Genomic DNA, 18,188 nt, shown 5'->3' with positions numbered 1-18,188 from the left:
CCAACCTGTTTATGGAGTTGTTATGTCTGCCAAACATCCGGTGATTGCGGTAACAGGATCCAGCGGCGCGGGGACCACCACCACCAGCCTCGCGTTTCGTAAAATTTTCGCACAGTTAAATCTGCGCGCCGCCGAGGTGGAAGGTGACAGTTTTCACCGCTATACCCGTCCGGAGATGGACATGGCGATTCGCAAAGCACGCGATGCAGGGCGGCATATCAGCTACTTCGGCCCCGAAGCTAACGACTTCGGTCTGCTGGAGCAAACCTTCATTGAATACGGCCAGACGGGCAAAGGTCAGTCGCGTAAATACCTGCACACCTATGATGAGGCCGTACCGTGGAATCAGGTTCCGGGAACATTTACCCCCTGGCAGCCGCTGCCTGAACCGACGGATGTCCTGTTCTATGAAGGATTGCACGGCGGCGTAGTAACCCCGCAACAAAATGTGGCGCGGCATGTCGATCTGCTGGTTGGCGTGGTGCCGATCGTCAACCTGGAGTGGATCCAGAAGCTGACCCGCGATACCAGCGAGCGTGGACACTCGCGCGAAGCGGTGATGGATTCGGTGGTGCGCTCAATGGACGATTACATCAATTACATCACGCCACAGTTTTCCCGTACGCATATCAACTTCCAGCGCGTACCGACCGTCGACACCTCTAATCCCTTTGCCGCCAAGAGCATTCCGTCACTCGATGAAAGCTTTGTCGTGATTCATTTTCGTAATCTGGAAGGGATCGACTTCCCGTGGCTACTGGCGATGCTGCAGGGCTCATTCATTTCGCATATCAATACGTTGGTCGTACCGGGCGGAAAAATGGGTCTGGCGATGGAATTGATTATGCTGCCGCTGGTCCAGCGCCTGATGGAAGGCAAAAAGATAGAGTGATATGTGGAAAGCGCCCGATGGCGCTTCGCTTATCGGGCCTACGACTCAACATCACCCTGTAGGCCGGATAAGGCAACGCCGCCATCCGGCATCAGCAATTACGCGGCAACCACTTCATAGGAATGGGTGATATTCACCGCCTTTTCCAGCATCAGCGCCACGGAGCAATATTTTTCCGCCGAAAGATCTACCGCACGCGCGACGGAAGCATCTTTCAGGTCGCGACCCGTTACGATGAAATGCAGGTTAATGTGGGTAAACAGACGCGGCGCTTCTTCACGACGCTCAGAGGTGAGCTTCACTTCGCAGTTGGTGACATCCTGACGACCCTTTTGCAGGATCGACACCACATCAATGGCGCTACACCCCCCTGCCGCCATTAACACCATCTCCATCGGACTCGGCGCTTTATCACCAGAGTTACCGTCCATCAAAATTTGGTGGCCTGAGGCGGACTCACCGAGGAAGGTTAGCCCCTCAACCCACTTTACACGCGCTTGCATATTTCGTAACTCCAATGTTTCAATTTTCCTGACAGATTACGCGTACATAACAATTCTCGCAACGGAAGGCGACCTGCGTCATGCTGAAGCGAGACACCAGGAGACACACGGCGAAAGCTATGCTAAAACAGTCAGGATGCTACAGTAATACATTGACGTACTGCATGTATGCAGAGGACATCACATTACAGGCCGTCGCACGTATTGACAGCCCCCTTCCCAGGTAGCGGGAAGCACATTTTTGCAAACCCAGAGACAGGTTGTTTTTTGGCTCTGGAGACAGCTTATAACAGAGGATAACCGCGCATGGTGCTTGGCAAACCGCAAACAGACCCGACTCTCGAATGGTTCTTGTCTCATTGCCATATTCATAAGTACCCATCGAAGAGCACGCTGATTCACCAGGGTGAAAAAGCGGAAACGTTGTATTACATCGTTAAAGGCTCAGTGGCAGTGCTGATCAAAGATGAAGAAGGGAAAGAAATGATCCTCTCTTATCTGAATCAGGGCGATTTTATTGGTGAATTAGGCCTCTTCGAAGAAGGCCAGGAACGTAGCGCCTGGGTACGTGCCAAAACCGCATGTGAAGTCGCTGAAATTTCCTACAAAAAATTTCGCCAATTAATCCAGGTCAACCCAGATATTCTGATGCGTCTGTCTTCTCAGATGGCTCGTCGTCTGCAGGTAACGTCTGAAAAAGTAGGCAACCTTGCCTTCCTCGACGTAACTGGTCGTATCGCCCAGACTCTGCTGAATCTGGCGAAACAGCCTGACGCAATGACTCACCCGGACGGCATGCAGATTAAAATCACCCGTCAGGAAATTGGCCAGATCGTTGGCTGTTCCCGTGAAACCGTTGGTCGTATCCTGAAAATGCTGGAAGATCAGAATCTGATCTCCGCGCATGGTAAGACCATCGTCGTCTACGGCACGCGTTAATCCCATCGACATGGCGTGTTACGTAGTAATGCGCCATTTTTGTTTGCTCCGATGTGGCGAAGACTGATTTATCACCCCGAGATCAACTACGCACTACGACAGACGCTGGTGCTATGTTTACCTGTGGCTGTCGGTCTGATCATCGGTCAGCTTCATCTGGGGCTCTTATTCTCCCTCGTCCCTGCCTGCTGCAATATTGCCGGTCTTGATACCCCGCATAAGCGCTTTTTCAAACGTTTGGTTATAGGCGCGTCGCTGTTTGCCGGCTGCAGCCTGATTATGCAGTTACTGCTGGCACAGACTATACCGCTGCCGCTGATCCTCACCGGCCTGACGCTGATTCTCGGTGTGACCGCCGAGCTAAGCCCGTTACATGCGCGACTTCTGCCCGCCTCGCTGATCGCGGCGATTTTCACACTGAGTCTGGCCGGCAACATGCCCGTCTGGGAGCCACTGCTGATCTATGCGCTGGGGACAGTATGGTACGGCCTGTTCAACTGGTTCTGGTTCTGGATGTGGCGCGAGCAGCCGCTGCGCGAATCGCTCAGTTTGTTGTACCGCGAATTAGCCGATTACTGTGAGGCCAAGTACAGCCTGCTGACCCAGCATGCCGATCCCGAAAAAGCGCTGCCTCCCCTACTGGTACGCCAACAAAAAGCGGTGGATTTGATTACCCAGTGCTATCAGCAAATGCATATGCTGTCGGCACATCGCAACAACGATTATAAGCGCCTGCTACGTGCCTTTCAGGAGGCGCTCGATCTACAGGAACATATTTCCGTTAGCCTCCACCAGCCGGAAGAGGTGCAAAAGCTGGTCGAACGTAGCCACGCCGAACAGGTGATTCGCTGGAATGCGCGCACCGTCGCCGAACGCCTTCGCGTTCTGGCTGATGACATTTTGTATCACCGCTTGCCGACGCGTTTTTCAATGGATAAACAAATTGGCACGCTGGAAAAAATCGCCAACCAGCATCCGGACAATCCGGTAGGACAATTTTGCTACTGGCACTTCAGCCGTATTGCCCGCGTGCTACGCACCCAGCGCCCGCTGTATGCACGGGATTTAATGGCTGACAAGCAGCGTCGGCTGCCGCTGATCCCTGCCCTGAAAAGCTATCTGTCGTTGAAATCCCCGGCGCTGCGTAATGCCGGACGCATCAGCGTCATGTTGAGCATTGCCAGCCTGATGGGCAGCGCCTTACACCTGCCCAAACCCTACTGGATTTTGATGACAATCCTGTTCGTCACGCAAAATGGCTACGGGGCAACCCGGGTGCGTATTTTACACCGCTCGGTGGGCACGCTTGTCGGCCTGGTGATTGCAGGTGTTACGCTGCACTTTCATATTCAGGAAGGTTACACGCTGGCAGGCATGCTGCTGATAACCCTGGTGAGTTATCTGACCATCCGCAAAAACTACGGCTGGGCTACCGTCGGCTTTACGGTCACCGCGGTATATACCCTGCAACTGCTGACGCTGAACGGGGAACAGTTTATCGTGCCGCGGTTTATCGATACGATCACTGGCTGCCTGATCGCTTTTGGCGGGATGCTCTGGCTGTGGCCGCAGTGGCAGAGCGGTTTGCTGCGTAAAAACGCCCACGATGCGTTAGAAGCCGATCAGGAGGCCATTCGCCTGATTCTTAGCAACGATCCCCAGGCCACACCGCTGGCGTATCAACGCATGCGGGTCAACCAGGCGCATAACACGCTGTTCAACTCGCTGAACCAGGCGATGCAGGAGCCTGGGTTCAACTCGCACTATCTGGCGGACATGAAACTGTGGGTTACGCATAGCCAGTTCATCGTCGAGCACATCAATGCAATGACTACCCTGGCAAGGGAACATACGATGCTGACGCCGGATTTGGCGCAGCGGTATCTGGAGTCCTGTGAAATTGCGATCCAGCGCTGTCAGCAGCGGCTGGAATATGACGGTCCCGGAAGCTCCGGCGATGTGAATATTCTCGAAGCGCCAGAGATGCTGTCCCATGGGCCTTTAAGCACCCTTGAGCAGCATCTGCAGCGGGTTTTGGGGCATCTGAACACCATGCATACCATTTCGTCGGTTGCATGGCGTCAGCGACCGCACCATGGGATCTGGCTGAGCCGCCGGTTGCGGGACATGAAAGGTTAAGAGAGTTGCCGGATGGCGGCGTAAACGCCTTATCCGGCCTACAGAGTAAGGTGTGATTCGTAGGCCGGATAAGCGTAGCGCCATCCGGCAATCCGTCAACCCACCACTTTCGCCACGGCCTGCGCGAAGCGCTGCATCCCTTCATCAATATCGGTCTGCTCCACCACCAGCGACGGCGCGAAACGCATCACGTCCGGTCCGGCGTTCAGCACCATCACCCCTTCATTCGCCGCGGCGTACAAGAAATCACGCGCCTGGCCTTTAAACTGCGGCTTCAACTCAGCGCCAATCAACAGTCCCATGCCGCGAATATCGCTGAAAATATCAAACTGCTGATCAATTTTCTGCAAATGCTGCACAAACGCCTGGCGTTTGGCCTGAATACCTTCCAGCACTTCCGGCGTGTTGATGGTATCAAACGCCGCTCCCGCAACCGCGCAGGCCAATGGGTTACCACCGTAGGTCGAACCATGCGAGCCAACATGGAATGCGGAGGCTATCTCCAGCGTCGTCAGTACCGCGCTCACCGGGAAGCCGCCGCCAAGAGCCTTAGCGCTGGTGAGGATATCCGGCGTCACGCCGTAGTGCATATAGGCAAACAAATCGCCGGTACGCCCCATCCCGCTCTGCACCTCATCAAATACCAACAACGCCTGGTGCTGATCGCAGAGTTCGCGCAAACCTTGCAGGAATTCCGGCGTTGCCGCAGTAACGCCGCCCTCCCCCTGAATTGGCTCAACCACCACCGCGCAGGTGTGATCGTCCATCACCGCTTTGACCGCATGCAGATCGTTAAACGGTACATGGATGATATCTGCCGGCTTTGGTCCAAAGCCGTCGGAATATTTCGGCTGCCCGCCGACGGATACGGTAAACAGCGAGCGACCATGAAACGCGTTATGGAAGGCAATGATTTTGGTTTTGAACGGGCTATGACGCACGCAGGCATAGTGGCGCGCCAGCTTAAAGGCGGTTTCGTTAGCTTCGGTACCGGAGTTCATGAACAGTACGCGCTCGGCGAAAGTCGCATCAATGAGTTTACGACCTAAGCGTAACGCCGGTTCGTTGGTGAAAACGTTGCTGGTATGCCACAGGGTTTCACCCTGGGTTTTTAACGCCTCGACCAGTGCCGGATGGCAATGCCCTAACGCGGTCACTGCAATGCCGCCCGCGAAATCAACGTACTCTTTACCCTGTTGATCCCAGATTCGACTTCCTTTCCCCTTTACCGGAATAAACTCTGCCGGTGCATAAATCGGCAGAATTACTTCATCGAATGTTGCGCGCGTAATTGCAGTTTGTTCAGTTGCCATGTCATTGCCACCCTGTTAAGCAGAAATGTTAGTGAAATTATAATCACAAAATATGAATAAAAAATCACTGAATAGCAACCACAAATCACCGGTTGAGGAAATTAGCCAGCAGCTGATGCCCCTGTTCGCTGAGAATACTCTCCGGGTGAAACTGCACCCCCTCCATATCCCACTCCCGGTGGCGAATACCCATGATCTCCTGCGTTTCACTCCACGCAGTCACTTCAAAGCACTCAGGCAACGTCTGAGGTGCGACCACCAACGAATGGTAGCGCGTCACCGTTAGCGGGTTTGCCAATCCCTGAAAAACGCCCTGCCCGTTATGCGTAATCGGCGACGTTTTACCATGCATCACTTTCGCCGCCCGTACAACGGTCGCGCCAAAGGCCTGCGCCATCGCCTGATGGCCCAGACAAACGCCCAGCAGAGGGATCTTACCCGCATAATGGCGAATGACATCCAGCGAGATGCCCGCATCATCCGGCGTGCATGGCCCCGGGGAAATGACGATTTTCTGCGGATTCAGCGCATCAATTTGCGCCAGCGTCAGCGCGTCATTGCGTCTGACAAGAACATCTGCGCCCAGTTCGCAGAAGTATTGATACAGGTTCCAGGTAAAAGAATCGTAGTTATCGATAAGCAGGATCATGGCGGCTCCGGTACAGAAGAACCGCGCTATTCTACTCAGTTTCCAGGGCTTCGCTTACCACTTTACGAAATATCGCCTGCAGTGCGGACAGGTCCCCCATGGCGCCGCTTTGATTTGCCTGGTTCCACTCCTCAACCTGGATGCCCTCCCAGTTGAGTATATACCCGGCATGAATCGCCAACTGTTCGAAGAAAATACGCTGCGCCAGACCACTGCCGATGCGAAACGGGTGTAGCACGTTAATTTCACAGTAGTAGTGTGCGAGGCGGTCGACAAACTTGTCTTCCGATAACCCCACCAGCCAGGACTCGTCTTCCAGGTCCTGCATCAGCGCATTGCCCTCTTTCTCGATATAAGCGAAATGGCAAAAACGGGTATCACCCTGGTAAATATCGACTTCTCGCAGATGTCCCGCCCAGTCAAAAATGTCCCGATAGAGTTGGCGATGAATAGCGCACAGATGCGGCAAACCTCGTTTAAGCGGGCCCAATTCGATAGTGGCCGCGCGCAATGCCGTCAACTCATAAGCTGCCTGCGCCAGACGCTGTGCCTGGTGAATTCCCAGGCGGTTACGCATGACATTCAGGCCCGGATACAAATAGGGGTCACGTCCATCACCGAATTTATCGCTCATAGTGCCTCCTCAACGCTTCAACACGCGCCAGCGCATCTTCAGCGCTCAGGGTAACTCGTGGAATATCCACGCCTTCCAGCCGCCGACTGGCCTGGAAATTGGCGTTTCGCCGTTGTTCCCAGATCCTGGACTTTTGTTTATCGGTGAGTTTTTTCACGTGACCTCCCTGAATGAGCCGACACTTGCCACAAGTATAAGCAGCAATTTCGGGTTACGCAGAGAAGGGAGAGAACGCGGGCAAGCGCTGCCCGCGCAAAATACGATTACGGCAGGACTTTGGCAGAAAGGATAACAATCGGTTTTGACGGAACATTCTGGTAAGGACCCACATCATGGGTCTGAACCTGAGAGATCTTATCTGCGACATCCATACCTTTCACAACTTTACCAAAGACGGCGTAACCAAAATCACGCTGGCCATGATCGAGGAAAGCGTTGTCTGCAATATTGATAAAGAACTGGCTGGTCGCGCTGTCTTTATCTGCAGTGCGCGCCATAGCAATCGTGCCACGGGTATTACGCAGCCCGTTATCGGCTTCATTCTTGATTGGCGGGTTAGGTTTCTTCTGCTGCATCTGCTCGGTAAAACCACCGCCCTGCACCATAAAACCCGGGATCACACGGTGGAACGTGGTGTTGTTATAGAAACCGCTGTTGACATAATCGACAAAGTTTTGCACTGAAACCGGGGCTTTCTGACTGTTCAGCTCCAGCTCAATGTTACCGGCAGACGTTGTCAGCAGGACATGCGGGTCCCCTTTTGCTGCCAGTGCTGCGGGAGAGAGAGCAGAAAGAGCGAGAACAGCTGCAACAGCCGCCAGAGTCGATTTGAGCATGAGAATTCCTTAACAAGAGCAGAAATGAAGCAAGTGAATTGATTCTAAAGAGCCTTCAAGGACAAGGCCATCCCTTTACCTAATTTTACGTACTTGAAACAAATGTAACCTTACTGCCGCATGACTCAATGTGATTTAGATCACATACAAAAATGTAATAAACCAAGTCATTGCTAATAAATATTTAAATACATCACAAAAGCGCCTAAAATCTGCCCGCTCACGGCGCAGTCAATGCGCCTTACACTTCTATACAGGCCAGTCATGACTAACAGCAATCGCATTAAGCTCACATGGATTAGCTTTCTCTCCTACGCCCTGACAGGTGCGTTGGTCATTGTCACCGGGATGGTGATGGGAAACATCGCAGACTATTTCCATTTGCCGGTTTCCAGTATGAGTAACACTTTCACCTTCCTGAATGCCGGCATTCTGATCTCTATCTTTCTGAATGCATGGCTGATGGAAATTGTGCCACTGAAAACCCAACTGCGCTTTGGCTTCATCCTGATGGTCCTGGCAGTCGCCGGGCTGATGTTCAGCCATAGCCTGGCCTTGTTCTCTGCCGCCATGTTTGTACTGGGTGTGGTGAGTGGTATCACCATGTCGATTGGTACATTCCTGGTGACCCAGATGTACGAAGGTCGCCAGCGCGGTTCCCGCCTGCTGTTTACCGACTCCTTCTTCAGCATGGCGGGCATGATTTTCCCGATGGTGGCAGCGTATCTGTTAGCACGCAGCATCGAGTGGTATTGGGTCTATGCCTGCATCGGCCTGGTCTATGTCGCCATTTTCCTGCTGACCTTTGGCTGCGAATTCCCGGCGTTGGGTAAACACGCACAGCAACAGGACGCGCCGGTAGTGAAAGAAAAATGGGGGATTGGCGTGCTGTTCCTGGCGATCGCCGCACTGTGCTACATCCTCGGTCAGTTGGGCTTTATCTCCTGGGTACCAGAATACGCTAAAAGCCTGGGCATGAGCCTGAACGATGCGGGTAAACTGGTCAGCGACTTCTGGATGTCTTACATGGTTGGCATGTGGGCGTTTAGCTTTATCCTGCGATTCTTCGATCTGCAGCGCATCCTGACCGTACTGGCAGGTCTGGCCACCGTTCTGATGTATCTGTTCATCACCGGTACGCCGGAACATATGCCGTGGTTCATTCTGACGCTGGGCTTCTTCTCCAGCGCGATTTATACCACCATTATTACCCTCGGCTCACAGCAGACGAAGGTCGCCTCACCAAAACTGGTTAACTTCGTTCTGACCTGCGGCACTATCGGTACTATGCTCACCTTCGTGGTCACCGGCCCTATCGTGGCCCACAGCGGCCCGCTGGCGGCATTGCAGACGGCGAACGGTTTGTATGCCGTCGTATTCGTGATGTGCTTTATTCTTGGGTTCGTCACGCGTCATCGCCAGCATAACGCGCCAGCCACGCATTAATCTCACTGCCGGATGGCGATGCTAACGCATCTTATCCGGCTTACAAGAGCAACTGTTCATAGGCCGGATAAGGCAACGCCGCCATCCGGCATATTCTCGCGCCTTATTCCCCCCCAAAACCCCTTAAATTGTACGCTTTTTATACAAACACGAAAAGCCTGTTAATTCCGTTACTTATAAAAATGCAGTTAAATCAGCCATATACCTCTTAAGGAGTATATAAGGCCGAATTTGATTTGTATCAATAAGCGCGGTTGCTGAATCGTTAAGGTAGGCAGTAATAGAAAAGAAATCGAGGCAAAAATGAGCAAAGTCAGACTCGCTATTATCGGTAATGGTATGGTCGGCCATCGCTTTATTGAGGATCTTCTTGATAAATCCGACGCTGCCAATTTTGATATTACCGTCTTCTGTGAAGAACCCCGCAAAGCGTACGACCGTGTACACCTGTCTTCCTACTTCTCCCACCACACCGCCGAAGAGCTTTCTCTGGTGCGTGAAGGGTTCTACGAGAAGCACGGCGTTAAGGTATTAGTGGGCGAGCGTGCAATTACCATCAACCGCCAGGAGAAGGTAATCCACTCCAGCGCGGGTCGTACGGTCTATTACGACAAGCTGATCATGGCGACCGGTTCCTATCCGTGGATCCCACCGATTAAAGGTTCCGAAACCCAGGACTGCTTCGTTTACCGTACCATTGAAGACCTCAACGCTATTGAGTCTTGCGCGCGCCGTAGCAAACGCGGCGCCGTTGTCGGTGGAGGCCTGCTGGGTCTGGAAGCCGCTGGTGCCCTGAAAAACCTCGGCGTGGAAACCCACGTGATTGAATTCGCCCCGATGCTGATGGCTGAACAGCTGGATCATATGGGTGGCGAGCAGTTACGTCGCAAAATTGAAAGCATGGGCGTGCGTGTGCACACCAGCAAAAACACCAAAGAGATCGTCCAGGAAGGCACCGAAGCGCGCAAAACCATGCGTTTTGCCGACGGCAGCGAGCTGGAAGTTGATTTCATCGTCTTCTCCACCGGTATTCGTCCACGCGACAAACTGGCCACCCAGTGCGGTCTGGACGTCGCGCCGCGCGGCGGGATCGTGATTAACGACAGTTGCCAGACATCTGACCCGGATATCTATGCGATTGGCGAATGCGCCAGCTGGAACAACCGCGTATATGGTCTGGTCGCGCCGGGTTACAAAATGGCGCAGGTCGCCGTGGATCATATTCTCGAAACCGAGAATGCCTTTGAAGGCGCAGATCTGAGCGCCAAACTAAAGTTGCTCGGCGTGGATGTCGGCGGGATTGGCGATGCGCACGGTCGTACACCGGGAGCGCGTAGCTATGTTTACCTCGACGAAAGCAAAGAAGTCTACAAACGCCTGATCGTTAGCGAAGATAACAAAACCCTGCTCGGCGCGGTTCTGGTTGGCGACACCAGCGATTACGGCAATCTGCTGCAATTGGTGCTGAACGCCATTGAACTGCCGGAAAATCCGGATTCACTAATTCTGCCAGCACACGCGGGCAGCGGTAAGCCATCTATCGGTGTCGATAAACTGCCGGACAGCGCGCAGATTTGCTCCTGCTTTGACGTCACCAAAGGCATGCTGGTTGCCGCTATCAACAAAGGTTGTCACACCGTTGCGGCGCTGAAAGCCGAAACCAAAGCCGGTACCGGCTGCGGCGGTTGTATCCCGCTGGTGACGCAGGTCCTGAACGCCGAACTGGCGAAACAGGGTATCGAAGTGAATAACAACCTGTGTGAACATTTCCCGTACTCACGTCAGGAACTGTTCCACCTGATCCGCGTAGAAGGCATTAAAACTTTCGAAGAGTTGCTGGCTAAACACGGTAAAGGTTACGGCTGCGAAGTGTGTAAACCCACCGTCGGCTCCCTGCTGGCCTCCTGCTGGAATGAGTACATCCTCAAACCACAGCATACACCGCTGCAGGACACCAACGACAACTTCCTGGCCAATATCCAGAAAGACGGTACCTACTCCGTGATCCCGCGCTCTGCGGGCGGTGAAATTACCCCGGAAGGCCTGGTGGCTGTCGGTCGTATCGCGCGTGAATTTAACCTGTACACCAAAATTACCGGCTCCCAGCGTATTGGTCTGTTCGGCGCGCAGAAAGATGACCTGCCGGAAATCTGGCGTCAGTTGATTGAAGCGGGCTTTGAAACCGGTCACGCGTACGCTAAAGCACTGCGTATGGCGAAAACCTGCGTCGGTAGCACCTGGTGTCGTTATGGCGTCGGCGATAGCGTCGGCTTCGGCGTGGAACTGGAAAATCGCTACAAAGGTATTCGTACCCCGCACAAAATGAAATTCGGCGTCTCCGGCTGTACCCGTGAATGTGCGGAAGCTCAGGGCAAAGACGTGGGTATTATCGCCACAGAGAAAGGCTGGAACCTGTACGTTTGCGGTAACGGCGGGATGAAACCGCGTCATGCAGACCTGCTGGCGGCCGATGTCGATCGTGAAACGCTGCTCAAGTACCTTGACCGCTTTATGATGTTCTACATCCGTACTGCGGACAAACTGACCCGTACTGCACCGTGGTTAGATAACCTGGAAGGCGGCATCGACTATCTGAAATCAGTCATCATCGACGACAAACTGGGGCTGAACCAGCACCTGGAAGAAGAGATGGCTCGTCTGCGTGAAGCGGTGGTGTGTGAGTGGACAGAAACGGTCAACACGCCATCCGCACAGGTTCGCTTTAAACACTTTATCAACAGCGATCAACGCGATCCGAATGTTCAGGTTGTACCTGAGCGCGAACAACATCGTCCGGCTACGCCTTATGAACGTATTCCGGTGACTCTGGTGGAGGAAAACGCATGAGCCAGTGGAAAAACATCTGCAAAATCGATGACATTCTGCCTGCGACAGGCGTCTGCGCCCTGTTAGGTACTGAGCAGGTTGCTATTTTCCGCCCGTATCACAGCGATCAGGTGTTTGCGATCAGCAACATTGACCCATTTTTTGAGTCCAGCGTGCTGTCGCGTGGGTTGATTGCTGAACATCAGGGTGAGCTGTGGGTCGCCAGTCCGCTGAAAAAACAGCGTTTTCGCTTAAGCGACGGTCTGTGCATGGAAGACGAACAGTTTTCCGTGAAGCATTACGAAGCGCGAGTGAAAGACGGCACGGTACAACTGCGCGGTTAATGAATTTTTGGGAGGCGCAACGCCTCCCCTTTTTTGACGTATTTGTAGGTCTTTTATTGGTAGGCCTGATAAGCGTAGCGCCATCAGGCAATTGCAAAAGCACATTGCCGGATGGCGGCATAAATGCCTTATCCGGCCTACGGTTACGATTTCTTTTTGTACTTCAAGGATAATCAACACATGTTCACAGACACTATCAATAAGTGTGCGGCTAACGCTGCGCGCATCGCACGCCTGTCGGCAAATAACCCGCTCGGGTTCTGGGTCAGCTCAGCAATGGCAGGGGCCTACGTTGGTCTCGGCATCATTCTTATTTTTACGCTCGGTAATTTGCTTGACCCATCCGTGCGCCCGCTGGTGATGGGTGCAACCTTTGGTATTGCATTGACGCTGGTGATTATTGCCGGTTCCGAACTGTTCACCGGACACACGATGTTCCTGACGCTCGGCGTGAAAGCGGGCACCATCAGCCACGGTCAAATGTGGGCGATCCTGCCGCAAACCTGGCTCGGCAACCTCGTGGGGTCTGTGTTTGTCGCTCTGCTGTATAGCTGGGGCGGTGGCAGTCTGTTGCCGGTCGACACCAGCATCGTACATACGGTCGCGCTGGCGAAAACCACCGCACCTGCAACAGTACTGTTCTTTAAAGGCGCGCTGTGTAACTGGTTGGTTTGCCTGGCAATCTGGATGGCAATCCGCACCGAAGGCGCGGCGAAGTTCCTTGCAATCTGGTGGTGTCTGCTGGCGTTTATCGCGTCCGGCTATGAACACTCCGTAGCCAATATGACGCTGTTTGCCCTTTCCTGGTTCGGCCATCACAGCGAGGCTTATACCCTGTCCGGAATTGGTCATAACCTTCTGTGGGTGACACTCGGTAATACTTTGTCCGGTGTCGTATTCATGGGGTTGGGTTATTGGTATGCTACGCCAAAATCGGAGCGTCCGGCTCCGGCAAAAATCAACCAGCCAGAGGCTGCTGCCAATAATTAAGGGGTAATGTCGTGGATCATTTGCCTATATTTTGTCAACTACGTGACCGCGACTGCTTGATCGTCGGCGGTGGTGATGTCGCAGAACGCAAAGCGCGGTTACTGCTGGAAGCTGGCGCCCGTTTAACGGTTAATGCGCTGGCGTTTATTCCGCAGTTCACCGTATGGGCAAATGAAGGCATGCTGACGCTGGTTGAGGGGCCATTCGATGAAGCCCTGCTCGACTCTTGCTGGCTGGCTATCGCCGCTACTGATGACGATGCCGTTAACCTTAGCGTCAGCAACGCCGCAGAGACACGCCGTATCTTCTGCAACGTGGTCGACGCGCCAAAAGCGGCCAGTTTTATCATGCCCTCCATTATCGACCGCTCGCCGCTGATGGTGGCGGTCTCCTCAGGCGGTACATCCCCTGTTCTTGCCCGCCTGCTGCGTGAAAGACTCGAATCCGTATTGCCGCAGCATCTGGGCCAGGTCGCACAATATGCAGGGCAACTGCGCTCCCGCGTGAAAAAACAGTTTGCCAGCATGGGTGAACGTCGCCGCTTCTGGGAAAAATTGTTTGTTAATGACCGCCTGGCGCAGTCACTGGCGAACAACGACCAGCAAGCCGTAGAGGAAACCACCGAGCAGTTGCTCAGCGAACCGCTGGATCACCGGGGTGAAGTGGTGCTGGTTGGCGCCGGTCCTGGCGATGCCGGACTATTGACGCTGAAAGGGTTACAGCAGATCCAGCAAGCTGATGTTGTGGTGTATGACCGTCTGGTTTCCGACGATATCATGAACCTCGTGCGTCGCGATGCGGATCGTGTGTTCGTAGGCAAACGTGCGGGTTATCACTGCGTACCGCAGGAAGAGATCAACCAGATCCTACTGCGTGAAGCGCAACAAGGTAAACGCGTAGTACGACTGAAAGGCGGCGACCCGTTCATCTTTGGCCGCGGCGGCGAAGAGCTGGAAACCCTGTGTCATGCCGGTATTCCATTCTCTGTCGTGCCAGGCATTACCGCGGCCTCTGGCTGTTCTGCTTATTCCGGTATCCCACTAACCCATCGCGACTATGCACAGAGCGTACGCCTGGTCACTGGGCACCTTAAAACAGGCGGTGAGCTGGACTGGGAGAACCTGGCGGCAGAGAAACAAACGTTGGTGTTCTACATGGGGCTGAATCAGGCGGCAACGATTCAGGAAAAACTCATCGAGTTTGGTATGCAAGCCGATATGCCGGTTGCCCTGGTCGAGAACGGTACTGCCGTAACACAGCGCGTCGTCAGCGGTATGCTGACACAGCTCGGTGAACTGGCACAACAGGTTGAAAGTCCGGCGCTGATTATTGTCGGTCGCGTGGTTGGACTGCGTGATAAACTCAACTGGTTCTCGAACCATTAATTGAACGCTAAATAGATGCCCTTAATATCAGGGCATCTATTTATGATTCACAAAAGTTAATCTTTGATCTAAATAACACATCATCCATAGCATTCATCAATTTATTAATTACAGATACATTTCATAGTATTTTAATTCATTAAAAATATATTTTACCCAAACATTATTATGTCCTTATTCGGACTATTTAAAATTTTCCTTAGTTGATATCTTAATTGTCGAGAAATGGATTTCATCCATTTAAAAAATAGATATTTTACAAGGATTTTATCATGTTTAAACTTGCAAAAATCACCATCGTTGCTGGTGTTCTGGCTACGTTGACTGCATGTACTGGTCATATCGAAAACAAAAAAAATAACTGCAGCTACGATTACTTACTGCATCCGGCAATTTCAATTTCTAAAATTATTGGTGGCTGTGGCCCGGCTGCAGACCAATAATAGAAGCGATTGCGCAGATACAAAAAAACCGGGAATTTCCCGGTTTTTGCATTTATAGATTAGATACTCATTCACACATCATCGCACTCACGCTCTCGCGCAAAATACGTAGCACGGTCTCTTCTCCACTGCGGTTAGGATTAATGCGAATCGCATAATCACCCAGCAACGGATTTGCTTCGCGAAACGTCCCCGAAAGGCGATAGAACAGCGGCGGAATTTCATATTTCGATTCCGCTCCTACCGGATACGGCAGCGCACCTCTTTTTTGTGCCTCTCCCAGCACACCAGCGGCAATCGGCTGGTGAAACTCCACGATCAGCACCTTCGACTGGGCATTGGCAATAACAGCCTGTTTCACCTCGGGTAGCACTCCACTATTGAGCATCGTTAGCAGCCGTTCAGATACCCCAGCCTGTACCGCATGCATCACCGGGGCGAAAACCAGGCCACGTAGCACCTCCAGTGCCTGCACGCCCTGGATCTGGCTGCCGCCGGAATACATCGTTGCGCGGATCCTGGCAATGGCTGCTGCCTCCCCCACCACGGCGCCGACGCCTTCCGGGCCAAACAGCTTAAAACAGGAAAAGGTAGACAGCGTCGCCCCGCATTCACAACCGATACGCTCTACCTTCATCACCGCGTAGTTATCATCGGTCAATGTCGGTACGCCATTTTGCGCTATCTCTGACAACACCTCAGCTAAATCGTAGCTATCCTGCGGCTGCTGACGCGTATGCTGCACCAGCGCGGCATCAGGGCGATGCTGCGTAATAGCCCGCGCGATTGCCGGGAGGCAGTTGAAATCAACCCTGACCAGAGTGATGCCCATCTGCTCGATGAGCACCTGTGTTGTAGGATACACAGGTGCGTCGTGTACCAGCAGTAGCTGGCCGGGTTTGAGGAGTGCAGCCAACCCGGCGCGAATAGCCCCGGTGCCAGCGCCCTGAACCAGCACGGCGGCTTCAGCATGAAACGCCTCGGCCAGCACCTTTTCCACACGCTGCGTGACCCGGGGCTGATTCAGCCCCGGGGCCAGCCCCAAATCGCCACCGGCCAGAAAATCAGCGCCAGGGAAGTGACGGCAGAGCGTATCCACCAGCGCGAACTGCTTCTGCTGCGCCTGCGCGAGCGTCAGGCTTTGCAGGGGAAACGTCTTCATGTTTTACGCCTCCTCAGGCCGGAACAAACAGACCAAGCCAGTAGAGAATATTCAACACAATACCGGTGATCATCACCGCTACAACCGGGGCTGCCATCTTCTGCACCGGACGCCCTATCGATTCGTTGAGGAAGTAAATCGCTACCGCAATCGAGAAGCCGGTGTAGCCCGCCATCTTGATGGCGGCAAATATAGAACCTACCAGCAACGCCATTTCCATCAGCATATTCATCGCATTACGAATATTGTCCGACGCGTTACGCACTGACGGATAACGCCCCAGCCATTTGCCAATGGAGCGCAGCAGCAGCACTTCCGCGGAAATCACGATAGCGCCAAGGAGTGCCGCTATCCACGGGTTCGGAGCCAGATAGCCAACGGAATAAACAAAGGTGAAGCCCGCTACCGCGTATACACCGGTTGCCAGCGCGGTGGTGGCAATCAACGGCACAAAACCCAACCCACGCATAAATTCCGCCAGCGCCGCCTGGTTAACCAGCGTCTGCGATTGCTCCGGCGTAATCCCCGCCGAATAGGCTTTTTCCAGCGTAAAAATTGAGACTTCGCTGCCAGCGAAAATCTTCATACTGGCGACGGCGGCAATCAACGCGCCGACAATCGCGATGTACGGCAGGTTTTTAATAATCCTCGAGGTTCGCTCCTCAAAGACCGATAGCCCGCTGGCATCCATCTCTTCATCGCCACGGTGGCGAATATCATGCGTAATGGCAATCACCAGCAGCATCATCATCCCCACAAAAATCTCAATCGATTCCGGGTTCAGATGCGGGAAGTAACGCACCACCACTACGCGGGTCATCAGCACCACCACCGCCGCGATAATGCTGTGTTTCCAGCCAAACTGGTAGAAAATCGCGACCAGCGGGAAAAGTGCGAATGCGGAAACGACCGGAGAACTCAGCTCGCCAAGGCTACCCAGTACATCAACCGGCAACGCTGTGAGCAGATGGTTCACCGGTAGCAGGCAGGTCAGAATCAGCACGCCCCAGATAGCGCCCAGTCCGAACGCCAACAGGCTGTTCATCGCCAGCACGCCGAGAATATCCGTCGGCAGGAACAGCAGCCAGGCGTTGAGTAAGCCGGTTTTCAGGGTAAAGGAGATCCCAACCGACGCGACAAAGCCGATGCTCAGACCAAATGCGATACTTCCCGCCTCACGGCGATTCATGTACCCCTCGATCAGCTGCGGCAGAATCGGACGGATGCCGTCATGAAAGACGGCCGCCGAGCGATGTGCCAGAAGTGACGTCATGCCGGTCAGGCAGGCCACCACCACAATCTGAATATACAGATCCATAGTCATGCCTTTTATTTCAGATGGTTAACCAGCATCGGAATCGCATGTTCAACATGTTCGACGGAGAGACCAAATGCCACTTTCCCTTCCGCAACCATTTTTGCGATATGTTCGTCTTTCGCCTTAATACCCGGCTTGGCGATAGTGCAGCTTTTGTTGTAGCCAATCACCGCGATGGCGATCGACAGCGCTGCGCCCGCGCCGGTGTTACACGCACCGATGTAGTAATCCAACTGTCCGGATTTCACCTTCATCGCCGCTTCCATATCGTTATAAATGGAGACTTCAAAGCATCCCGGAGCGGCGGTTTCGATAGTTTTTTTAATCTGCTCACGCTGTAAGCCAGCAACACCAATCTTTTTCATGATT

Annotated in this window: 18 protein-coding genes; 9 read left to right on the top strand and 9 right to left on the bottom strand. The window is 53.4% G+C overall.

The annotated features are described in order from the left end of the window. Positions 1 to 22: 22 nt before the first annotated feature. Positions 23 to 892, top strand: a complete 870-nt coding sequence (locus I6L54_RS03170) for a phosphoribulokinase (protein WP_003827751.1) — start codon at positions 23 to 25, stop codon at positions 890 to 892. 98 nt (positions 893 to 990) lie between these two features. On the opposite strand, the gene I6L54_RS03165 is transcribed toward I6L54_RS03170, so the two are convergent. After that, the gene (locus tag I6L54_RS03165; RefSeq protein ID WP_040231761.1) at positions 991 to 1,395 is read right to left on the bottom strand and encodes an OsmC family protein; all 405 of its coding nucleotides are present in this window, start codon (positions 1,393 to 1,395) and stop codon (positions 991 to 993) included. A gap of 306 nt (positions 1,396 to 1,701) precedes the next feature. Here I6L54_RS03165 and crp point away from each other — a divergent pair, with 306 nt between their 5' ends. Both crp and I6L54_RS03155 read left to right on the top strand, forming a co-directional pair. Next, entirely contained in the window at positions 1,702 to 2,334 is a 633-nt protein-coding gene (gene crp / locus I6L54_RS03160) for a cAMP-activated global transcriptional regulator CRP (protein ID WP_000242758.1), read from the top strand. 51 nt (positions 2,335 to 2,385) lie between these two features. Beyond that, on the top strand, positions 2,386 to 4,473 hold the full coding sequence (locus I6L54_RS03155) for a YccS/YhfK family putative transporter (protein ID WP_040231785.1): 2,088 nt from the start codon (positions 2,386 to 2,388) through the stop codon (positions 4,471 to 4,473). A gap of 95 nt (positions 4,474 to 4,568) precedes the next feature. Here I6L54_RS03155 and argD read toward each other — a convergent pair whose 3' ends face one another. From argD to ppiA, 5 genes are all read right to left on the bottom strand, one after another. Continuing rightward, positions 4,569 to 5,786, bottom strand: a complete 1,218-nt coding sequence (gene argD / locus I6L54_RS03150; protein WP_040231759.1) for a bifunctional acetylornithine/succinyldiaminopimelate transaminase — start codon at positions 5,784 to 5,786, stop codon at positions 4,569 to 4,571. An 85-nt stretch (positions 5,787 to 5,871) separates the two neighbouring features. Beyond that, positions 5,872 to 6,435 carry an aminodeoxychorismate synthase component 2 gene (pabA, locus tag I6L54_RS03145; RefSeq protein ID WP_040231757.1) on the bottom strand — a complete coding sequence of 188 codons (564 nt, stop codon included), beginning with the start codon at positions 6,433 to 6,435 and terminating at the stop codon, positions 5,872 to 5,874. 31 nt (positions 6,436 to 6,466) lie between these two features. Further along, a complete protein-coding gene (locus tag I6L54_RS03140) occupies positions 6,467 to 7,069 on the bottom strand; it encodes a putative adenosine monophosphate-protein transferase Fic (protein WP_040231756.1) in 603 nt (200 codons plus the stop codon). Further along, entirely contained in the window at positions 7,059 to 7,226 is a 168-nt protein-coding gene (locus I6L54_RS03135; protein ID WP_005121663.1) for a FicA/YhfG family antitoxin, read from the bottom strand. Before I6L54_RS03135 ends, I6L54_RS03140 begins: the two co-directional genes overlap by 11 nt. 106 nt (positions 7,227 to 7,332) lie before the next feature. Continuing rightward, positions 7,333 to 7,905, bottom strand: a complete 573-nt coding sequence (gene ppiA, locus I6L54_RS03130) for a peptidylprolyl isomerase A (RefSeq protein WP_003023595.1) — start codon at positions 7,903 to 7,905, stop codon at positions 7,333 to 7,335. Between the two features lie 264 nt (positions 7,906 to 8,169). Here ppiA and tsgA point away from each other — a divergent pair, with 264 nt between their 5' ends. From tsgA to I6L54_RS03100, 6 genes are all read left to right on the top strand, one after another. Beyond that, positions 8,170 to 9,351 carry an MFS transporter TsgA gene (gene tsgA / locus I6L54_RS03125; RefSeq protein WP_005121661.1) on the top strand — a complete coding sequence of 394 codons (1,182 nt, stop codon included), beginning with the start codon at positions 8,170 to 8,172 and terminating at the stop codon, positions 9,349 to 9,351. Positions 9,352 to 9,654: 303 nt separating this feature from the next. Further along, positions 9,655 to 12,198 carry an NADPH-nitrite reductase large subunit gene (gene nirB / locus I6L54_RS03120; protein ID WP_040231754.1) on the top strand — a complete coding sequence of 848 codons (2,544 nt, stop codon included), beginning with the start codon at positions 9,655 to 9,657 and terminating at the stop codon, positions 12,196 to 12,198. Continuing rightward, positions 12,195 to 12,521 carry a nitrite reductase small subunit NirD gene (gene nirD / locus I6L54_RS03115; protein WP_005121659.1) on the top strand — a complete coding sequence of 109 codons (327 nt, stop codon included), beginning with the start codon at positions 12,195 to 12,197 and terminating at the stop codon, positions 12,519 to 12,521. Before nirB ends, nirD begins: the two co-directional genes overlap by 4 nt. Before the next feature lie 180 nt (positions 12,522 to 12,701). Continuing rightward, complete coding sequence (gene nirC / locus I6L54_RS03110; RefSeq protein ID WP_005121658.1) at positions 12,702 to 13,511, top strand: nitrite transporter NirC; 810 nt, start codon at positions 12,702 to 12,704, stop codon at positions 13,509 to 13,511. An 11-nt stretch (positions 13,512 to 13,522) separates the two neighbouring features. After that, entirely contained in the window at positions 13,523 to 14,896 is a 1,374-nt protein-coding gene (cysG, locus tag I6L54_RS03105) for a siroheme synthase CysG (RefSeq protein ID WP_040231753.1), read from the top strand. Positions 14,897 to 15,168: 272 nt separating this feature from the next. Continuing rightward, on the top strand, positions 15,169 to 15,339 hold the full coding sequence (locus I6L54_RS03100) for a YhfL family protein (protein WP_040231751.1): 171 nt from the start codon (positions 15,169 to 15,171) through the stop codon (positions 15,337 to 15,339). A gap of 67 nt (positions 15,340 to 15,406) precedes the next feature. Here I6L54_RS03100 and I6L54_RS03095 read toward each other — a convergent pair whose 3' ends face one another. The 3 genes from I6L54_RS03095 to I6L54_RS03085 are packed head-to-tail and all read right to left on the bottom strand — an operon-like array spanning position 15,407 to position 18,184. Further along, positions 15,407 to 16,501 carry an aminotransferase class I/II-fold pyridoxal phosphate-dependent enzyme gene (locus tag I6L54_RS03095; protein WP_005121655.1) on the bottom strand — a complete coding sequence of 365 codons (1,095 nt, stop codon included), beginning with the start codon at positions 16,499 to 16,501 and terminating at the stop codon, positions 15,407 to 15,409. A 13-nt stretch (positions 16,502 to 16,514) separates the two neighbouring features. After that, the gene (locus I6L54_RS03090) at positions 16,515 to 17,819 is read right to left on the bottom strand and encodes a YhfT family protein (RefSeq protein ID WP_005121654.1); all 1,305 of its coding nucleotides are present in this window, start codon (positions 17,817 to 17,819) and stop codon (positions 16,515 to 16,517) included. Between the two features lie 11 nt (positions 17,820 to 17,830). Then, positions 17,831 to 18,184, bottom strand: coding sequence for a DUF2620 domain-containing protein (locus tag I6L54_RS03085; protein WP_040231750.1), 354 nt, complete (start codon positions 18,182 to 18,184; stop codon positions 17,831 to 17,833). Positions 18,185 to 18,188: the final 4 nt, after the last annotated feature.

Source organism: Citrobacter pasteurii, from assembly GCF_019047765.1.
GTDB lineage: Bacteria > Pseudomonadota > Gammaproteobacteria > Enterobacterales > Enterobacteriaceae > Citrobacter > Citrobacter pasteurii.
This window is presented reverse-complemented; position numbering and strand designations above follow the sequence as displayed.